This window comes from Kocuria sp. BT304 (assembly GCF_003290245.1).
Classification (GTDB): Bacteria; Actinomycetota; Actinomycetes; order Actinomycetales; family Micrococcaceae; genus Kocuria; species Kocuria rhizophila_A.
Genome location: NZ_CP030039.1, coordinates 554754 through 572776, shown reverse-complemented (window position 1 = coordinate 572776; position 18023 = coordinate 554754). Strand labels below are relative to the sequence as shown.

Sequence of the window (18023 nt, the reverse complement as noted above, 5' to 3'; positions counted from 1 at the left end):
AAGTCCTCCTGAAGGTTCCAGGAGGGGAAGAGCACCGGGCGCCGTTGCGCACGGGCTCCTGAGATGCTCGACTCCCTAGCGCCGGTATGAACCGGATCAGGTTCGAGGGTCTGCGCTCGCGCGCACTCTCAGCGCCGCGGTGGCGCTCCCCTGTCGTTGAGGCTCCAGCTTAGACCACGACGGCGGGCGGGCGGGGCATCCTGGATGCCTCGCCCGCCCGCCGTCGCAGGGGCGCCGCGGTGCCCGACGCCGGGCTCAGACCTCGGTCTGCGAGCTCTTGCCGGACTCGGAGTCCTCGGACTGCATCTTGGCCACCTGGCGGGAGATCCCCACCTTGATGACGGTGCCCACCAGGCCCGTGAGCAGGGACCACAGGATGATGTCCCGCCAGGCCTCGTCCTCGTCCGGGTTCTTGGCGGGGGGCTCGTTGCCCGTGACCTTCTTCCAGACCACCGTCAGGGCCTTGTTGGACAGGGCCACGCCGCCCAGGGAAGCGGCCGTGCCGAGCAGGTCCATCGCCTTGTTCATGGAGTTCTCCTTGGTTCTCGTGAGTGCCGCCGGCGCAGGGTGGCCGACGGCGCGGTGTTCCTCCCCCAGCATACGAACCTCGGCGCGTGTCCGGGGACACCGCTGCGGGGGAGGCGCCCTGGTGGCGCCGTCAGCCGGACTCCTCGCCCGCGCGCGCCACCACGTCCCGCAGCTCGTCCTCCACGAGGTTCTCCTCGTGCAGGTGCTTGGAGCGGTAGGCCGCGCGGCCCACCATGTGCGCGGAGACCGGGACCGTGAGCAGCTGGAAGATCCACGCGAGCAGCAGCAGCGGGATCATGCGCGGCTCGCCGCTCTCCAGGGCGACCGCCGTGAGCAGCAGCAGCAGCCCGAAGACCTGCGGCTTGGTGCCCGCGTGCATGCGCGAGAGCAGGTCCGGGAAGCGCAGCAGGCCCACGGCCGCGGCGAGGGACATGAACGTCCCCACCACCAGGCAGATCACGGCGGCCACGTCCACCACGGTGTGCCAGCTCATGAGCGGTCCAGCCCCACGTTGCGGGCCACTGTGACCGAGCCGAGGAAGCCCACCAGGGAGACGATCACCAGCAGCACGATGTTGTCCGTGTGGTGGTGGTAGACCATGTCCACCGCCAGGGCGGCGCCCACGATCGCGAGCAGCACGTCGGTGGCGATCACCCGGTCCAGCAGGGACGGCCCCTTGGCCAGCCGGTAGATGGTTCCGGCCGCCGCGAGCGCGAGGAGCACCCCGCACACCCACACGGCCACGTCGAACATGGTCATGATCGCTCCTGTCCCGGCCCGCGCTCGGCCTCGTCCATGTCTTCGGTCGGGGACTCCACGGCACCCGTGGCCTCCGTGCGGTCCGGATCCCCCTTCACGGGCAGCAGCGCGAGGTCCTCGCGGGAGCCCATGATCCGGATCCACGCGGCCTCCGCGTCCAGCACGGAGCGTTTGAAGGCCTCCGCCTGCTCCGCGGTGGCGATGTCCAGCACGTGGAAGTAGAGGATCCCGTTGCCGCGGTCCACCTCCACCACCAGCGAGCCGGGGATCAGTGCCATGGTGTGGCCCACGGCCGTCATCAGGAGGTCGTTGTTCTGCCGCAGCGCCACGCCCAGCACCGCGTTGTGCACGCGGGGGCCCTGGGTCAGCGCCACCCGGAACACGTGGATGCTCGCCCGGGCCACCTGCCAGATGAAGGTCACCACGAACAGCACGAAGTGCACCACGCTGAAGCGCCCGGACAGTCGCACGGGCGGCAGCACCAGGGTGCGCGTGACCAGCAGGGCCAGCAGCAGCCCGAACACCAGGTTCCCGGGGCTCCAGTCGCCCCACAGGGCACCCCACACCACCACGAGCCACAGGATGAGGGGCAGCTCGGCCCGCAGGGAGTTGCGGGACTGCCGACGGATCGCGGACGTGCTCACTGGCCCTCCTCGCTCACGCCGCCGTCACCCATGGGTGCCAGTACGGCGTTGGTGTAGCGCTGCGGGCTCACCAGGTTGTCCGCCGCACTGCCCGCGAGGTCGAACAGGGGTCCGGCGAACACGGTCAGGGCCACACCCACCGCCACGAGCGCCGTGGTGGCGCCCACCATGGTCTTGGGCAGCAGCACCACGGGGGCGGAGTCCGAGAACCTGCTCGCCGGGTTGCCTGCGACCACGCGGGACGTGCGCGGACGGTGGCCCTGCGCGGTGGTGGCCCGCAGTACGGGATCGGGGTACTCGGCGTCGTCCACCCGGCGCAGGAACACTCGGTTCCACACCCGGACGAGGGCCATGAGCGTGAGCAGCGAGACGAACACGGACACGCCCACCAGCAGGTAGTCCAGCCAGGTTCCGCTCTGCACGCCGGCCTCGATCAGACCCACCTTCCCCAGGAAGCCTGAGAACGGCGGGATCCCGCCCAGGTTCAGCGCCGGGACCAGGTACAGCACGCCCAGCATGGGGGAGATCCGCAGCAGCCCGGCCAGCCGGTCCACGTTGGTGGACCCGCCGCGGCGCTCGATCAGCCCCGCCACCAGGAACAGGCTGGTCTGGATCACGATGTGGTGGGCGATGTAGTACACCACGGCCGCGAGGGCCTGCGGGGTGCCCACCGCGATGCCGAAGATCATGTACCCGATGTGGCTGATCAGCGTGAAGGAGAGCATGCGCTTGATGTCGATCTGGGCGAGGGCGCCCAGGATGCCCACCAGCATGGTCAGCAGGGCCACCCACATCAGGAGGTCGTTGATCTGGCGCCCCGGGAACAGCAGGGTCTCCGTGCGGATGATCGAGTAGACACCCACCTTGGTGAGCAGGCCCGCGAACACCGCGGTGACCGGCGCCGAGGCCGTGGGGTAGGAGTCGGGCAGCCAGAAAGACAGCGGGAAGATCGCCGCCTTGACCCCGAACGCGATCAGCAGCATGAGGTGCAGCTGCATCTGCGTGCCCTGCGGCAGGTCCGCGAGCTTGAGGGAGAGGTCCGCCATGTTCACGGTGCCCGTGGCCCCGTAGATCATCCCCAGGGAGATCAGGAACAGGATCGAGGAGATCACCGAGACCACCACGTACGTGACCCCGGCCCGGATGCGCTGCGCGGTGCCGCCCATGGTGAGCAGCACGTACGAGGCCGTCAGCAGGATCTCGAAGCCCACGTAGAGGTTGAACAGGTCCCCGGCGAGGAACGCGTTGGAGACCCCCGCCACGAGCAGCAGGAACGTGGGGTAGAAGATCGAGATGGGGCCCTCGTCGTCCCCGCTGGCCACGCCCTCGCTCACTGCGTACACGAGCACCGCGAGGGAGACGACCACCGAGACCACGAGCATCAGCGCGGAGAGCTGGTCCACGACCATCACGATCCCGTACGGGGCCGCCCAGCCGCCCAGGTGCACGGCCTGCGGGCCCTGGTTCCACACGTCCGCGAGCATCAGGCAGTTGAGGACCAGCGTCAAGGCCATGGTGCCCACGGTCACCGTGCGCTGGAGCTTGTTGCGGTGCACGATCACGAAGTTCAGGGCCGCGCCCACGAACGGGATGAGGACCGCGAGCGGTGCCAGCTGCGCCAGGTCAGTGCTCATGCGGATCCCTCCTGTCGTCCTGCTGCAGCCGCTCCACCCGGTGGTGGCCCGGGGACTCCGTGGCCTCGTCCTCGTTGTGCCGGGCCGGCGAGTAGCGCGGGTCCCCGTGGTTGAACTCGGAGGTGTCCTGCGGCATGGCGTCGTCGTCCTCGGCGTCGTAGGAGGACTGCTGCGCCACGCGGCGGTCCTCGAGGTCGTCCTGGATCTCGTCCCGGCGCGCCAGGATCCACGAGCGCCAGATCATGGACAGCAGGAAGGCCGTGGTGGCCAGCGAGATCACGATGGACGTGAGCACGAGCGCCTGCGGCAGCGGGTCCGAGTACTCGGAGGGGTCCAGCCCGGACTCGTAGAGGGGCGCCGCCCCCGGGGCGCCGCTCGTGTGCAGGATCAGCAGGTTTGCCCCGTTGGTCAGCAGCATCAGCCCCAGCAGCACGCGGGTCAGGGAACGCTCCAGCAGCAGGTACACGCCCACGGCGAAGAGCACCCCCATAACCACCAGCAGGGTCACGTTGACCGTCATGGCCGCACCTCCGAGGTCTCGTCGCCGGAGGCCATGGAGCCGGCCGGCAGGTCCGGGCTCTCGGAGCGGGTGGCGGACATGGCCGATCCCTTGCGCGTGAGGCGGATGCGGGAGCCGCGACCGCTGCGCTGGGTGCTCGCCTCGAGGGCGGCGCGCTCGATGCGCTCGTCGATGCGCCCGCCGAGGGAGCGCAGGATGTCCAGCACCAGGCCCACGACGATCAGGTAGACGCCCACGTCGAAGACCAGCGCGGTCACGAACTTCACGTGGCCGAACAGGGGCATGTCCCACTCGAAGGTGTAGCTCTCCATCACCGCTCCCCCGAAGAACAGCGGGCTCAGCGCGTAGAAGGAGGCCAGGGCCAGACCGGCACCGAGCATCCAGCCGGCGTTGACCAGGGTGGCGCGCTCCAGCTCGTAGCGCCCGCCTGCGAGGTAGCGCAGGGCCAGGGCCAGGGAGGCCATCAGACCGCCCGCGAAGCCGCCGCCGGGATCGTTGTGGCCCGCGATGAGCAGGTACAGGGAGACCAGCATGAAGGTGTGGAACAGCAGCCGTGCGACCACCTCGAAGATGATCGAGCGGCGCTCCGGGGCCAGGGTGCGCCCGGCGAGCAGGAACGGGTCCGCGTCCGGGCGTGAGGAGAACCGCCGGGCCACCTCGATCTCCCGGGTCACGCCCTGCTGGGAGTGCGCCGCCGAGTCCGCGCCGCGCAGCGCCCGGAGGCGGCGGGTGTCCAGCTGGTGGCGCTCGCTGCGCAGCCGGTCCCCGCGGCCCTTGACGAAGATCAGGGATGCGATGCCCGTGGCGGCCACGGTGAGCACGGAGATCTCGCCCATGGTGTCCCACGCGCGGATGTCCACGAGGATCACATTGACCACGTTCTGGCCGTGGCCCAGTTCGTATGCCATGGACGGCATGTCCAGGGAGATCCGCTCGGCGCTGCGCGAGGAGATGGAGAACACCGCGAGCGCCATCATGAACAGCCCGAACACCACCGCGAACACCGCGCGGAGCACCCGGCGCCCGGCACGGCGCCGGTTCCAGAGGGGCCCGGGCAGGGAGCGCAGCGCCAGCACGAAGGCCACGAGGGAGATGGTCTCCACGAGCATCTGCGTGAGGGCGAGGTCCGGGGCGCCGTGCAGCGCGAAGGTCAGTGCCAGCCCGTATCCGGTCACGGACACCAGCAGCACGGCCAGGAACCGTTTGCCCGCGGTGAGCACGAGCAGCGCGGCCACCACCATGGCGATCCCGGTGACCACCTGCGCGGGCGAGTCCGCCAGCCGGAAGCCGGCCAGCGGCGGGGTCTCGAACCAGAACAGCGCCACGAGCGGCACCACGATGGCCGTCACGAGGATCACGGAGAGGTAGAACATCAGCGAACCACGCTGGGTGCGCCCGGTGAGCCACACGGCCACGATGTCCAGCACGTTGATGATCCGGCGGTACACGTAGTCGCCGGTGGGCAGCTCGGGGAGGCGGCGCTGGAAGCGGGCCACGGGTCCGCGCAGGGCGTGCAGTGCGAGGCCCGCGGCGATGATGCCCGCGGAGATCCCGAGCGCCGGGGTCAGCCCGTGCCACAGCTCGAGGTGCACGTGGGACTCGTCCGCGTGCGGGAACAGCCGCTGGTAGGGGGCGATCCCGGCCTCGAGGGGTGCCGGGAGCACGCCGAGCACCACGGTGGCCACGGCCAGCACGATGGGTGCCATGAGGAAGGCCCAGGACGCCGGGGTGAACTCGCTGATCACCGACTGGCCGTCCGGGGCGGCGTCGAGATCCGAGAACTCGGCCGACTTGCGGGCGAAGCCGCCCCACAGGAAGCGCGCGCTGTAGGCCACGGTGAGCACCGAGCCCAGCACCGCGCAGACCAGCGCGATCAGGCCCACGGGTTCGGAGACCTCCTCGAAGAAGGCCGTGAGCACGGCCTCCTTGGCCACGAAGCCCAGCAGCGGGGGGATGCCCGCCATGGAGGCCGCACCGATCACGGAGACCACGAACAGCTTGGGCGCCATGCGCCCCACCCCGGAGAGCCGGCGGATGTCGCGGGTGCCCGCCTGGTGGTCGATCACGCCCACGCTGAGGAACAGCGTGGCCTTGAACAGCCCGTGGGCCATGACCATGCCCATCCCGGCCATGGCCGTGTCCGCGGTGCCGAAGGCCACCACGGCGGTGATGAAGCCGAGCTGGCTCACGGTGCCGTAGGCGAGGATCAGTTTGAGGTCGTACTGGCGCAGCGCCACCCAGCCGCCGAAGACCATGGTGCCGAGGCCCAGGGTGAGCGTCACGGGCAGCCAGAACTGCGTCTCGGCGAAGCCCGGAGCCAGCCGCGCCACCAGGTAGATCCCGGCCTTGACCATGGCCGCCGCGTGCAGGTAGGCGGAGACCGGGGTGGGCGCCGCCATGGCCGCGGGCAGCCAGAAGTGCGTGGGGAACAGCGCGGACTTGGTGACCACCCCGGCCAGGACGAGCACCACGGCCACGTCCACCGGGGTGGAGCCCATCAGCTGGGGGGCCGCGGCGAGCACCCCGGAGATCCGGAACGTGCCGGCCGCGGTGCCCAGCATCACCAGGCCCACGAGCATGGCCAGTCCGCCCGCGGTGGTGATGATCAGGGCCTGCAGCGCGGCCCGGCGCGCTGCCAGCTTGGTGCGCGAGTACGAGATCAGCAGGAAGGAGAGCACCGAGGTGATCTCCCAGAACACGAACAGCACCATGAGGTCGTCCGCCGTGACCAGGCCGAACATCGCGCCGGCGAACGCCACCAGCTGGGCCGCGAAGGATCCGATGTCCTGCGCGTCCGCCTTGAAGTAGCGCGCGCAGTAGGCCAGCACCAGGGCCCCCACCCCGAGCACTAGCACGCACATCATGTACGCGAGCGCGTCCATGCGGAACGCCAGGCTGATCCCCAGCTGGGGGATCCAGTCGAAAGAGGTGGACCACCCGTCCTCGGGTCCGTACACGCGTGCCGTCTGCGAGAGCAGCCATGCGAAGCCCGCGAGCGGGGCCAGGGCCACGACGTAGAAGCCGGAGCGTCCGGTGCGCTTGAGGATCGACGGTGCGCACAGGGCCATCAGCCCGTGGAGGAGCAGCACCGGGATCATGGAACCCTACCTTTCGGGCCGCAGAGCACTCACGCGCACCCCCGGGAAGGGCACAGTGGCAGTCGAGGGGAAGTCGTGGACTGTCGAGACCCCATCGTAACAAAACGGACTGTTGACGCGTCCCCGACAGGACGGCCCCGCGGGAGCCCCGCACCACACTGCACCGCGCCGACTCCCGGACCGTGTGACCGGCGCCGCACCGTAGGGTGAACCCCATGACCGGTCAGCACGCGCACGCGTTAGCACGCCCCCCACGCAGCACGGACCCCTCCCCCGAGGGCGGCTCGCGCGCCCGGGTGCTGATGTGGTGCCTGTGGGACACGGGCACCTCCGCGTACAACTCCGTGATGCTCACGTTCGTCTTCACGGTGTACCTCACCAGCTCGGCGTTCGGCTCCGCGGAGTACACCTCCACCGTGCTGAGCGTGGCCATGACCGTGGCCGGTTTCGCCATCGCACTGACCGCCCCGATCGTGGGCCAGCGCAGCGACACCCCCCGCTCCCGGGCCTCGTTCCTCACGGTCAACACCGCGGTGCTCGTCGCGTGCACGGCACTGTGCTTCTTCGCCCGCCCAGAGCCCGGCTACCTCTACCTGGGCGTGGGCCTGGTGGCCGCCGGCAGCGTGGCGCAGGAGTTCGCCACCGTGAGCTACAACGCCATGCTGCCCGCCCTGGCCGGACCCGCGCGCATGGGCAAGGTCTCCGGGTGGGGCTGGGGCGCGGGCTACGTGGGCGGGATCTTCGCGCTCGCGTTCGTGCTGTTCGGCTTCGTGACGCCCGGCTTCCTGGGCATCCCCACGGACGACGCCCTGAACTACCGCGCCGTGGCCCTGTTCAGCGCCGCCTGGATCCTGGTCCTCTGCCTGCCCATGAGCCTCGCGGCCCGCTCCATGCCGTTCCGGGCGCACGACGGCGCCGTGCACGGCCCCTCCCCCGCCGCGACTCCCACGCTGGGCGGGCTCGCGGGCCCCGACGTCCCGGTGTCCCCGCCCGCCACGCGGCGGCGCGGGATCATCGGCCCCTACCGGGAGCTCTTCGCCACGGTCGCCGGGCTGTGGCGGGTGTCCCGGGCCACCGTGTTCTTCCTACTCTCCTCCGCGGTCTACCGGGACGGGCTCGCCGGGGTCTTCACGTTCGGCGGGGTGCTCGCGGCCGGCTCGTTCGACTTCTCCCTCACCGAGGTCATCCTCTTCGCGGTCGCCGCCAACCTCATTGCCGCCCTCGGTGCGTTCGTGGGCGGTTCGCTCGACGACGCCCTGGGGCCCCGGCGGGTCATCGTGGGTTCCCTCGTGGGCGTGATGGCCGCGGGGGTCGTGCTGCTGTTCTGGCACGGCAAGCCCGCGTTCTGGGTGTGCGGGCTGGCGCTGTGCCTGTTCGTGGGACCGGCGCAGGCGGCGTCGCGCACGTACCTGGGGCGGCTCATCCCCCCGGGGCGCGACGGCGAGATCTACGGGCTCTACGCCACCACCGGGCGCGCGGTGAGCTTCATGGCCCCCGGGCTGTTCGGGATCTTCGTGTCCCTGCTGGGCGCGCAGATCTACGGGATCCTGGGCATCCTGGTGGTCGTGGCGGTGGGGCTCGCGCTGCTGCTGCTCACGCCCAGGCCGCCCGAGGGGTTCACCACCGCGCAGGTGTGAGCGCGGCTACTCGATGACCGTGCGGTGGAAGTTCAGGTGGCTGCGCGAGGCCGTGGGGCCGCGCTGGCCCTGGTACCGGTTGCCGTACGCGCCGCTGCCGTAGGGGTGCTCGGTGGGCGAGGAGAGCTGGAAGAAGCACAGCTGGCCCACCTTGGAGCCCGGCCACAGCTTGATGGGCAGGGTGGCCATGTTGGACAGCTCCAGCGTCACGTGCCCCGAGAACCCCGGGTCGATGAACCCGGCGGTCGAGTGGGTGAGCAGCCCCAGGCGTCCGAGCGAGGACTTGCCCTCGAGCCGGGCGGCGATGTCGTCGGGCAGCGTGACCTTCTCGTACGTGGCACCCAGCACGAACTCCCCCGGGTGCAGCACGAACGGCTCGTCCGGGGCCACCTCCACCAGGCGGGTCAGCTCGGGCTGCTCCTGCTCGGGGTCGATGTGCGCGTACTTGTGGTTGTCGAACAGCCGGAACCAGCGGTCCAGGCGCACGTCCACGCTCGCGGGCTGGACCATGGCGGGATCGCTGGGCTCGAGGCGCACGCGCCCGGAGTCCAGGTGACGGCGGATGTCGCGGTCTGAGATGAGCACGCTCCCACGGTAGTCCACGGGTGCCACCGACAGCCCGGTCCCCGCACCGCCCCCGGGTGTCCGCGGGATGCGCGGCCGCGTGCCGCGACCGGCACTGTGGGGCAGGGAGGCGAGGAAGGTCGCGCGGGGAGCGGGCCGGCGTCGTGCGGGGGGGGGTTGCGGCGTCGTGCCGCCACGCGCGCGGCGAACGTGTTGTACAGTGGTGGGCGTTCGATCGGGAACGTCGGCTGGTCCGGCACCCGAGGAACCGCGCGGCTGTAGCTCAATGGTAGAGCGCACGCTTCCCAAGCCTGATACGCGGGTTCGATTCCCGTCAGCCGCTCCACGACGACCACCCCGGGCACCCACTGCGGACCCGGGGTGTTTGCGTGCCGGCCCCCGGGCCGCCGGACGGGCCCCGCCCGGCACCCCGCGCGGGACCGGTCCCCTCTTCACCCCAGGAGCACCCATGCTGCGCACCATGTTCACCGGCAAGATCCACCGGGCCACCGTCACGCAGGCGGACCTGCACTACGTGGGCTCCGTGACCGTGGACCAGGACCTGCTCGACGCCGCCGGGATCCTCCCCGGTGAGCTCGTGGCCGTCGTGGACGTCACCAACGGCGCCCGGCTCGAGACCTACACGATCGCCGGTGAGCGCGGCAGCGGTGTGCTGGGCATCAACGGCGCCGCCGCGCACCTGGTGCACCCCGGGGACCTCGTGATCCTGATCGCCTACGGCCTCATGGACACCGCGGAGGCGCAGACGTACGAGCCCCGCGTGGTGCACGTGGACGAGCGCAACAGGATCGTGGCCCTCGGCTCGGACCCGGCGGACGCCGTGGTCGGGGACGTGGTGCGCCCGCCGCACGCCCGAGAGCACGGCCGCGCCCGGGAGGACGCCGCCACCACCCGCGCGTGAGGCGCGGCACGGGAGCCGCGGCGTGAGCGGCGTCGCCTCCGGGTTCTTCATCGTGTGGGCCGTGATCGGGCTCGGCTGGGTGATCGGGCGGCTCGGCGTGCTGGGCGAGAACGGCCAGCAGGTGCTCTCCCGGCTCGCGTTCTACGTGGCCTCCCCACCGCTGCTGTTCACCACGCTCGCCCAGGCCGACGTCCGCCACGTGTTCTCGGCGCCGCTGCTCGTGGCGGCGGGCTCCGCGTGGCTCACGATGCTCGGCTACGGGCTGGTCTCCCGCTTCGCGCTGCACCGGGACGCCGCCACCGTGGTCATGGGCTCGCAGGCCGCGGGGCAGGTGAACTCCGCCAACCTGGGGATCCCCATCGCCCTGTTCGTGCTGGGGGACGCCTCCCAGGTGGCGCCCGTGATGCTGTTCCAGCTGGCGGTCAACAGCCCCCTGTACCTCACGGCCATGGACACGATCACGGGTGGTCGGCGCCCCACGGTGGGTTCCGTGCTGCGCACCGTGGTGAGCAATCCGCTAATCGTGGGCTCCGCCCTGGGCATCGCGGCCTCGGCCACGGGCGTGACGCCGCCCGAGCTGGTGATGGAGCCCGTGCGGATCGTCGCGGGGGCCGCCGTGCCCGCCATGCTGCTCGCGTTCGGGATCTCCCTGGTGGGTGCCCGGCCGCTGTCCGCGCCCGGTGCGCGCGCGGACACGCTGCTCGCCACGGGTGCCAAGGTGCTGCTGCACCCCGCCCTCGCCTGGGGCCTGGCCGTGTCCCTGGGACTGACCGGCCCGGCCCTGTACGCGGCCGTGGTCATGGCGGCCCTGCCCACGGCCCAGAACCTGTACGTGGCGGCCGTGCGCTACGACCGCGCCACCACCGTGTGCCGGGACACCGTGCTGCTCACCACGGTGGTCTCCATGCTTGCGATGGCAGGCATCGCGGCTTTCCTCTCCTGATGTCGAGTCACACGGGCGAAGTGAGCCACGCCACCCGTAGACTGTGTAAATGCTGAACCGGCTGGGATCCCCGCGGGGCCGCCGGGCAGATCCGCTCAGCACTCGCGCTCGCCAGGGGAGGAACCACAGTGAAGCCCACCCACCACTCACGCAGGGCCGGGACACCGCGTGCCGTCCGCAGCGCCGCGGCCGCCGCAGCCGCGTCCGTCATGCTGCTCACGGGGTGCAGCGGCGGGGAATCCGGACCGCCCACGCTCACCTGGTACATCAACCCCGACGACGGCGGCCAGGCCGTCATCGCGCAGGACTGCTCCGAGGCCTCGGGCGGCAAGTACACCATCCAGACCTCCCTGCTGCCGCGCGACGCCTCCTCGCAGCGTGAGCAGCTCGCGCGCCGTCTCGCCGCCGGGGACTCCTCGATGGACATCATGAGCCTGGACCCGCCCTTCGTGGCCGAGCTCGCCGAGCCGGGGTTCCTGGCCAAGCCGCCGCAGGACGTTGCCAAGGCCACCACCCAGGACACCCTGGAGGGTCCGCTCAAGGGCGCCACATGGAACGGCGAGCTCGTGGCCGTCCCTTTCTGGGCCAACACCCAGCTGCTGTGGTACCGCGAGTCCGTGGCCAAGGCTGCGGGGCTGGACATGTCCAAGCCCGTCACGTGGGACCAGATCATCGAGGCCGCCCGTTCCCAGGACAAGTACCTGGGCGTGCAGGGCATCCGCGGTGAGTCCATGTCCGTGTGGGTCAACGGTCTCGTGGAGTCCAACGGCGGGCACATCGTGACCGACGGCCAGGAGGGTCAGGACGCCCGCGTGAGCCTGGACTCCGAGGCCGGGAAGAAGGCCGCGGACATCATCGGGACCATCGGCCGTGAGGGCCTGGGCGGGCCGGGCCTGGCCACCCAGGACGAGAACGCCTCCATGATCCAGTTCCAGGGGGACAAGGGCTCCTTCATGGTCAACTACCCCTTCATCTACTCCGCCTCCAAGGGCGCGGTGGAGGAGGGCTCCCTGGACCAGTCCGTGGTGGACGACATCAAGTGGACCACGTGGCCGCGCGTCAACGCGGACACCACCGCCGCCGCCCCGCTGGGCGGGATCAACCTGGGCGTGGGTGCCAACTCGCAGCACCAGGACCTCGCGTGGCAGGCCGTGCAGTGCATCGTCTCCACCGAGCACCAGGCGCAGTACTTCGCCACCAACGGCAACCCGCCCTCGTCCGCCAAGGCGTTCGACGACCCCGCCGCTCGGAAGGCGTTCCCCATGGCAGACACCATCCGCAAGTCCCTGGACGACGCCAAGCCGCGCGCCCAGACCCCGTACTACAACGAGATCTCCACGGCCATCCAGCAGCACTGGACCCCGCCGAGCGAGGTCACCGAGGACACCCCTCGTGAGACTACCGAGTTCATCCAGGAAGTCCTGAAGGGAGATGCGCTGCTGTGAGCACAACCGTCGACTCTCGCGCTCGCGACGCCGCGCCCGGGAAGCCCCGCAAGAAGGCGCAGCTCTCGGACCGTGCCCGCTCCGAGCGGAAGCTGGGGTGGCTGCTCGCCGGCCCGGCCTTCGTGATCATGCTCCTGGTGACCCTGTACCCCATCGTGCAGGCCCTCTGGGACTCGCTGTTCTCGTTCCGCCTGACCGCCCCCGGGGACAAGGAGTTCGTGTTCCTGGGCAATTACGCCACGGTCCTCTCGGACAGCCTCTTCTGGCGGGACCTCGGCGTGACCCTGCTGATCACGGTGGTCACCGTGCTCGTGGAGCTCGTGCTGGGCCTCGCGCTCGCCCTGGTGATGCACAGCGCCGTCAAGGCCACCCGCGGGCTGCTGCGCACCGCCATCCTGGTCCCCTACGGCATCATCACCGTGGTCTCGGCGTTCGCGTGGTTCTACGCGTTCGACATCACCACGGGCTACGTGAACAACTGGCTCTCGTGGCTGCCCGTGATCGGCCCGGACTTCAACTGGTTCGCCTCCGCGGGCCCGTCCCTGACCGTGATCATGGCGTCCGAGATCTGGAAGACCACGCCGTTCATCTCGCTGCTGCTGCTCTCCGGCCTGGCCCAGGTTCCCGGTGAGCTCTCCGAGGCGGCCCGCGTGGACGGCGCGTCCTCGTGGCAGCGCCTCGTGCGGGTGGTCCTGCCGAACATGAAGGCCGCCATCATGGTGGCCGTGGTGTTCCGCGCGCTGGACGCCTTCCGCATCTTCGACAACGTCTTCATCATGACCCAGGGACAGTACGGCACCGAGACGCTCTCGCTGCTCGCGTACCGCACGTCCATCGGTCGTCTGGAAATCGGCCTGGGTTCGGCCATCTCGGTGATCCTTTTCATCTGCGTGATGCTCATCGCGCTCGTGGCGATCAAGATCTTCAAGGTGGACCTCACCGGTGGCTCTGGGAAGGGGAAGTGACCCGTCATGTTGAGCACTAAGCAGAAAATCGGGTGGACCGTGGTCTCGGTCCTGGTGCTGGTCTACGCACTGTTCCCGGTGCTGTCCATCCTGATGACCTCCTTCAAGTCCCCCTCGGACCTGAACTCGGGGAAGTTCCTCCCCACCACGTTCGTGTCCGAGAACTACCAGCAGATCTTCGTGGGCGACGCCAAAGACCTGTTCCTGCCGGCCCTGCGCAACTCGATCGGGATCTCCCTGATCGCCACGCTGATCGCCGTGGTGCTGGCCACGCTGTGCGCGTACGCGATCGCCCGCCTGGACTTCCCGGGCAAGAAGCTCGTGCTGACCACGGCGCTGATGGTCTCGATGTTCCCGGTGATCTCGATCGTCACGCCGCTGTTCAACCTGTGGCGCCAGGTGGGCCTGTACGACACCTGGCTCGGCCTGATCATCCCCTACCTCTCCCTGACGCTGCCGATCTCCATCTGGACGCTGGCCGCCTTCTTCCAGCAGATCCCGTGGGACCTGGAGCGCGCGGCCCAAGTGGACGGCGCCACCACCTGGCAGGCGTTCCGCAAGGTGATCGTGCCGCTGACCCTGCCGGGTGTGTTCACCACGGCGATCATCGCGTTCTTCATCGCGTGGAACGACTTCGTGTACGGGATCGGCCTGACCTCCACCTCGGCGGCCCGCCCGGTGCCCGCGGCCCTCGCGTTCTTCACGGGCGCCTCGCAGTTCGAGGACCCCGCGGGCGCGATCTCCGCGGCCGCCATCATCGTGACGATCCCCGTGGTGCTCCTCGTGCTGGCCTTCCAGCGCCAGATCGTCTCCGGTCTGACCCAGGGCGCCGTCAAGGGCTGAGCCCGGCCCTCCCCATTCACGCTCGGACACAGTTAGGACTGACAGAACATGGCAGCTATCACCATGGAGCACCTCGTCAAGAAGTACGACGACGGCTTTCCGGCGGTCAACGACATCTCCATCGACATCGCCGACGGCGAGTTCCTGATCCTCGTGGGCCCCTCGGGCTGCGGCAAGTCCACCCTGCTGCGCATGGTCGTGGGGCTCGAGGACATCACCAGCGGCGATCTGCTGATCGACGGCGAGCGGGTCAACGACCGCCAGCCGCGCGACCGCAACCTGTCCATGGTGTTCCAGAACTACGCCCTGTACCCGCACCTGTCGGTGTACGAGAACATCGCGTTCCCGCTGCGCCTGGCCAAGGGCCAGTTCAGCGACGACGAGATCGACCGCAAGGTGCGCGAGGCCGCGGAGACCCTGGACCTCAACGAGCACCTCGAGCGCAAGCCCGCGAACCTCTCGGGCGGTCAGCGCCAGCGTGTGGCCATGGGCCGCGCGATCGTGCGCGACGCGGACGCGTTCCTGTTCGACGAGCCGCTGTCCAACCTGGACGCCAAGCTGCGCGGCCAGATGCGCACCGAGATCGCGCAGCTGCAGCGCCGCATGGGCATCACCTCCATCTACGTGACCCACGACCAGACCGAGGCCATGACCCTCGGGGACCGCGTGGCCGTGCTCAAGCGCGGTCAGCTGCAGCAGATCGCGTCCCCGCGGGAGCTCTACGAACAGCCCGTCAACCTGTTCGTCGCCGGGTTCATCGGAGCCCCGTCCATGAACTTCATCCCCGCGCGGATCGAGGGCGGTGTGTTCCAGACGCCCATCGGCGAGATCGAGATCCCGCAGCGCGTGCGCGCCTCGCTCTCGGGTGCTCCCGAGATCGTGCTGCTGGGGCTGCGCCCGGAGCACTTCGAGGACGCCAAGTTCGTGGACGAGGCCAAGGCTGGGCACGGCACCACGTTCGACGCCGAGTTCACCCACACGGAGTGGCTGGGCAACCAGCAGTACGGCTACATCCGCTACCAGCAGGACGAGACGGTCCAGCACAAGCTCAACGAGCTGGCCCAGGAGCTGGACGCGGACGAGATGCCGGCGCAGGTGATCGTCTCCCTGGACGCGTCCTCGCGCATCCGCGGCGGGTCCACGTCCAAGATCTGGCTGGACAGCCGCCGGATGCACGTGTTCAACCCCGAGACGGGTGAGAACCTCACGCGCGACGCCGAGGCCGGCGCCGAGCTGACCCGGGAGGCCAACGAGGAGCGCAAGGCCGAGATCGACCGCGCCCGCCAGCACGAGGGCACGGACCGCACGGGCGGCCCCACCGCGCCGGGGCACGACGACGCGCGCGCGGCGGATGCCCCGGCCCACGGCGGCCACGCCGGACCGGGCGACGGCGGCAGCAGCGCCGCCCGCTGAGCCGCATCCCTCGAACCGCGCCCGCTGAACCGGTTCCGCTGAGCAGGATCCGCCGCGGAACCGCTGCGAGGCGGCAGGTTCGGGCACCGCCGGGCACGTGCGGGGTGCACGTGCCACCGGACCACCGCGAACGGCCGGTCCCCTCCCGGGGGGACCGGCCGTTCGTTGTGAAGCGGCGTTGCGGGGCGTGCAGGGACATCGTGGGAGCCGGCGGGCGGAGTGACGGCCCGCCGCTCACCCGGCCCGGGAGGCGAGCGCCCACCACACGGCCAGCGCGATCGCGGCCACGAGGGCGAGCGAGGACACCGCGTACCGCAGCCGCGGATAACGCACCCGCCAGGAGACCAGGTGGGGCCGGTGCTCGCGCACCTCGGCCGGGGTGGCCCGCCGGAAGTTCAGGTGCCGCGCGCCGCTGAGCCGGGCGATCTCCTGCAGGCTCTTCCCGTCCCACACGGTGCCGTCGAGGGCCAGGGCGCTGCGCCCGGCCCCGGTGACGAACCACAGCTGCGGGCGCCCGCGGGGCGTGCCGCCGCCGACCCGCGGGGGCAGCAGCGCCTCCACGGTGACCACCTCCGCGATGCGCTCGCGGGGCACGGCCCGGAACCCCACCCAGCGGGAGACCAGCACGTGGCTGGCCGTGAGCACCGCGAGCGCCGGCCGCAGGTACGCGTAGGACACCACGAGACCCACGAGGGCGAGCAGCACCAGCACCGCCGCCGCGGGCGCACCCGGGCGGCGGTAGTACAGCATGGCCACGGCGAGTCCCACCACGAGCAGCGGGGGCAGCGCGGCGCCCAGCCGCCTGCCGTAGGACCCGATGCGGGGGTGGAACACGTGCTCGGGCGTGCCGTACCGGGCGGGAATCTGTCGGACGGTCTCTGCCATGGGCTGCTCTCGTGCTTGCGGGTGCCGGTCCGCACGGTGGCGCGGACCCCGTGGCGGCCCCGTGTCCGGGTGCGGCCGCCGCTCGGCGGCTCCGACCGGTCGGTGCCGCGGGGGCGACGCCGCGGCGTCGCCCCGTTCAGCCTAACGGCACCGCAGGCGGGCCGCGCGGGGACACAGGTCGGCCGGAGTCCCGGGCATCAACTACCGTGAGTGGTCATGGAACGCAGTGATCGCATCGTCAGGGCCGTGGGGGCGTGGTTCTTCCTGATCGTGCTCTCGGTCGCGGCCGCCGCGGTGACCATCGCGCTCGTGAACAAGTACCAGTACGGCCCGGAGACGGACGTGCGGGAGTACTTCCAGGCGCTGCAGGACGGCAATGGCGGCAAGGCACTGGGTCTGCTCAACGCCCGCGTGCCGGACTCGAATGCGGCGCTGCTGGACGGGGACGCCCTCGCGGAGGCGGGCAGCCACCTGGAGGACGTCGCGGTGTCCACGGTGTCCTCGGACGGGGACCGCGCGGTGGTGCGGGCCAGCTACCTGCTGGACGGCAAGGAGGCCTCCTCGGAGTTCACCCTGCACCCGGCGGAGACCCAGTGGGGTTTCTTCACCGTGTGGGACTTCGACCCGTCCACACTGCCCACGATGACCGTGTCCATGCCGGGCTCCACCGCCGTGGACATCAACGGCGCGTCCGTGGCGCTGCGCGGCTCGTCCCGCGAGTTCGCGGTGTTCTACCCCGGCGTGTACACCGGTTCCTACAGTTCGCCCATGATCACGGCCGAGCCGCGCGAGGTCCCGGTCAGCGACGAGGACCAGCGCACCACCATGGAGCTCACCGCCGTGCCCTCCGAGCAGCTCAAGCAGCAGGTGGAACGGCAGGTCCACGACCACCTGGACGCGTGCGCGCGCCAGGACAGCCTCTACCCCGCCGGGTGCCCGTTCTCCGCGGACTTCCCGGGCCGGATCCAGGGCGCGGTCTCCTGGAGCATCAAGGACTACCCGCGCCCGGAGGTCCGCCTCGGTGGCGCCCACGCGGACCAGTGGTCGCTGCCGGACAGCCGGGGCACGGCGCACCTCGAGTTCACTGCCGTGGACCTCTACGACGGCCACACCACCAAGGTCTCGCGGGACGTCCCCTTCACGTTCTCCGCGGGTCTGCAGGTCACCGGGGACAAGGCCACGGTCACCCCGAAGTAGCGCCCGCACCACGGCGCGCCTCCGCA

At 70.6% G+C, this 18023-nt stretch carries 17 protein-coding genes, 1 tRNA gene and 1 riboswitch; of the genes, 9 read left to right on the top strand and 9 right to left on the bottom strand.

What is annotated here, in order from left to right; all coding sequences use genetic code 11:
• Nucleotides 1-55: 55 nt before the first annotated feature.
• Nucleotides 56-162, bottom strand: a riboswitch (TPP riboswitch).
• 93 nt (nucleotides 163-255) lie between these two features.
• The 7 genes from DNL27_RS02580 to DNL27_RS02550 form a co-directional block, all read right to left on the bottom strand.
• Nucleotides 256-528, bottom strand: a complete 273-nt coding sequence (locus DNL27_RS02580) for a DUF4235 domain-containing protein (protein WP_041297273.1) — start codon at nucleotides 526-528, stop codon at nucleotides 256-258.
• A 130-nt stretch (nucleotides 529-658) separates the two neighbouring features.
• A complete protein-coding gene (mnhG, locus tag DNL27_RS02575) occupies nucleotides 659-1021 on the bottom strand; it encodes a monovalent cation/H(+) antiporter subunit G (RefSeq protein WP_012397460.1) in 363 nt (120 codons plus the stop codon).
• Nucleotides 1018-1287 carry a monovalent cation/H+ antiporter complex subunit F gene (locus DNL27_RS02570; RefSeq protein WP_012397459.1) on the bottom strand — a complete coding sequence of 90 codons (270 nt, stop codon included), beginning with the start codon at nucleotides 1285-1287 and terminating at the stop codon, nucleotides 1018-1020. Before DNL27_RS02570 ends, mnhG begins: the two co-directional genes overlap by 4 nt.
• A complete protein-coding gene (locus DNL27_RS02565; protein WP_012397458.1) occupies nucleotides 1284-1931 on the bottom strand; it encodes a Na+/H+ antiporter subunit E in 648 nt (215 codons plus the stop codon). Before DNL27_RS02565 ends, DNL27_RS02570 begins: the two co-directional genes overlap by 4 nt.
• The gene (locus tag DNL27_RS02560) at nucleotides 1928-3565 is read right to left on the bottom strand and encodes a Na+/H+ antiporter subunit D (protein ID WP_012397457.1); all 1638 of its coding nucleotides are present in this window, start codon (nucleotides 3563-3565) and stop codon (nucleotides 1928-1930) included. The genes DNL27_RS02565 and DNL27_RS02560 overlap by 4 nt, the downstream gene beginning before the upstream one ends.
• Nucleotides 3555-4085 carry a Na(+)/H(+) antiporter subunit C gene (locus DNL27_RS02555; RefSeq protein WP_012397456.1) on the bottom strand — a complete coding sequence of 177 codons (531 nt, stop codon included), beginning with the start codon at nucleotides 4083-4085 and terminating at the stop codon, nucleotides 3555-3557. Before DNL27_RS02555 ends, DNL27_RS02560 begins: the two co-directional genes overlap by 11 nt.
• Nucleotides 4082-7183: a Na+/H+ antiporter subunit A gene (locus tag DNL27_RS02550; RefSeq protein WP_112234620.1), complete on the bottom strand. Its 3102-nt coding sequence runs from the start codon at nucleotides 7181-7183 to the stop codon at nucleotides 4082-4084. Before DNL27_RS02550 ends, DNL27_RS02555 begins: the two co-directional genes overlap by 4 nt.
• A 215-nt stretch (nucleotides 7184-7398) precedes the next feature.
• Between DNL27_RS02550 and DNL27_RS02545 the strand changes: the two genes are divergently transcribed.
• Nucleotides 7399-8820, top strand: coding sequence for an MFS transporter (locus tag DNL27_RS02545; RefSeq protein WP_226905776.1), 1422 nt, complete (start codon nucleotides 7399-7401; stop codon nucleotides 8818-8820).
• 6 nt (nucleotides 8821-8826) lie between these two features.
• On the opposite strand, the gene dcd is transcribed toward DNL27_RS02545, so the two are convergent.
• Complete coding sequence (dcd, locus tag DNL27_RS02540) at nucleotides 8827-9405, bottom strand: dCTP deaminase (RefSeq protein WP_012397453.1); 579 nt, start codon at nucleotides 9403-9405, stop codon at nucleotides 8827-8829.
• 251 nt (nucleotides 9406-9656) lie between these two features.
• Here dcd and DNL27_RS02535 point away from each other — a divergent pair.
• The 7 genes from DNL27_RS02535 (at nucleotide 9657) to DNL27_RS02505 (ending at nucleotide 15915) form a co-directional block, all read left to right on the top strand.
• A tRNA-Gly gene (locus tag DNL27_RS02535) sits at nucleotides 9657-9730 on the top strand.
• A gap of 123 nt (nucleotides 9731-9853) precedes the next feature.
• Nucleotides 9854-10306 carry an aspartate 1-decarboxylase gene (gene panD / locus DNL27_RS02530; RefSeq protein WP_012397452.1) on the top strand — a complete coding sequence of 151 codons (453 nt, stop codon included), beginning with the start codon at nucleotides 9854-9856 and terminating at the stop codon, nucleotides 10304-10306.
• 22 nt (nucleotides 10307-10328) lie between these two features.
• Nucleotides 10329-11249, top strand: a complete 921-nt coding sequence (locus DNL27_RS02525; RefSeq protein ID WP_112234619.1) for an AEC family transporter — start codon at nucleotides 10329-10331, stop codon at nucleotides 11247-11249.
• A 128-nt stretch (nucleotides 11250-11377) separates the two neighbouring features.
• Complete coding sequence (locus tag DNL27_RS02520; RefSeq protein WP_112234618.1) at nucleotides 11378-12694, top strand: extracellular solute-binding protein; 1317 nt, start codon at nucleotides 11378-11380, stop codon at nucleotides 12692-12694.
• Nucleotides 12691-13659, top strand: a complete 969-nt coding sequence (locus DNL27_RS02515) for a carbohydrate ABC transporter permease (RefSeq protein WP_012397449.1) — start codon at nucleotides 12691-12693, stop codon at nucleotides 13657-13659. Before DNL27_RS02520 ends, DNL27_RS02515 begins: the two co-directional genes overlap by 4 nt.
• Nucleotides 13660-13665: 6 nt before the next feature.
• Nucleotides 13666-14502, top strand: coding sequence for a carbohydrate ABC transporter permease (locus DNL27_RS02510; protein WP_012397448.1), 837 nt, complete (start codon nucleotides 13666-13668; stop codon nucleotides 14500-14502).
• 48 nt (nucleotides 14503-14550) lie between these two features.
• Nucleotides 14551-15915 carry an ABC transporter ATP-binding protein gene (locus DNL27_RS02505; protein ID WP_012397447.1) on the top strand — a complete coding sequence of 455 codons (1365 nt, stop codon included), beginning with the start codon at nucleotides 14551-14553 and terminating at the stop codon, nucleotides 15913-15915.
• 234 nt (nucleotides 15916-16149) lie between these two features.
• Here DNL27_RS02505 and DNL27_RS02500 read toward each other — a convergent pair whose 3' ends face one another.
• Entirely contained in the window at nucleotides 16150-16800 is a 651-nt protein-coding gene (locus DNL27_RS02500) for a hypothetical protein (protein ID WP_112234617.1), read from the bottom strand.
• Nucleotides 16801-17016: 216 nt separating this feature from the next.
• On the opposite strand from DNL27_RS02500, the gene DNL27_RS02495 reads away from it, so the two are divergent.
• Nucleotides 17017-17997, top strand: a complete 981-nt coding sequence (locus DNL27_RS02495) for a hypothetical protein (RefSeq protein WP_050738023.1) — start codon at nucleotides 17017-17019, stop codon at nucleotides 17995-17997.
• Nucleotides 17998-18023: the final 26 nt, after the last annotated feature.

Excerpts from the sequence above, each read along its gene's own strand:
- DNL27_RS02555 (WP_012397456.1), bottom strand. The coding sequence starts at position 4,085 with ATGACGGTCAACGTGACCCTGCTGGTGGTTATGGGGGTGCTCTTCGCC.
- DNL27_RS02560 (WP_012397457.1), bottom strand. The coding sequence starts at position 3,565 with ATGAGCACTGACCTGGCGCAGCTGGCACCGCTCGCGGTCCTCATCCCG.
- DNL27_RS02510 (WP_012397448.1), top strand. The coding sequence starts at position 13,666 with ATGTTGAGCACTAAGCAGAAAATCGGGTGGACCGTGGTCTCGGTCCTG.
- DNL27_RS02580 (WP_041297273.1), bottom strand. The coding sequence starts at position 528 with ATGAACAAGGCGATGGACCTGCTCGGCACGGCCGCTTCCCTGGGCGGC.
- DNL27_RS02545 (WP_226905776.1), top strand. The coding sequence starts at position 7,399 with ATGACCGGTCAGCACGCGCACGCGTTAGCACGCCCCCCACGCAGCACG.
- DNL27_RS02570 (WP_012397459.1), bottom strand. The coding sequence starts at position 1,287 with ATGACCATGTTCGACGTGGCCGTGTGGGTGTGCGGGGTGCTCCTCGCG.
- panD (WP_012397452.1), top strand. The coding sequence starts at position 9,854 with ATGCTGCGCACCATGTTCACCGGCAAGATCCACCGGGCCACCGTCACG.
- mnhG (WP_012397460.1), bottom strand. The coding sequence starts at position 1,021 with ATGAGCTGGCACACCGTGGTGGACGTGGCCGCCGTGATCTGCCTGGTG.
- DNL27_RS02505 (WP_012397447.1), top strand. The coding sequence starts at position 14,551 with ATGGCAGCTATCACCATGGAGCACCTCGTCAAGAAGTACGACGACGGC.
- DNL27_RS02550 (WP_112234620.1), bottom strand. The coding sequence starts at position 7,183 with ATGATCCCGGTGCTGCTCCTCCACGGGCTGATGGCCCTGTGCGCACCG.
- DNL27_RS02500 (WP_112234617.1), bottom strand. The coding sequence starts at position 16,800 with ATGGCAGAGACCGTCCGACAGATTCCCGCCCGGTACGGCACGCCCGAG.
- DNL27_RS02495 (WP_050738023.1), top strand. The coding sequence starts at position 17,017 with ATGGAACGCAGTGATCGCATCGTCAGGGCCGTGGGGGCGTGGTTCTTC.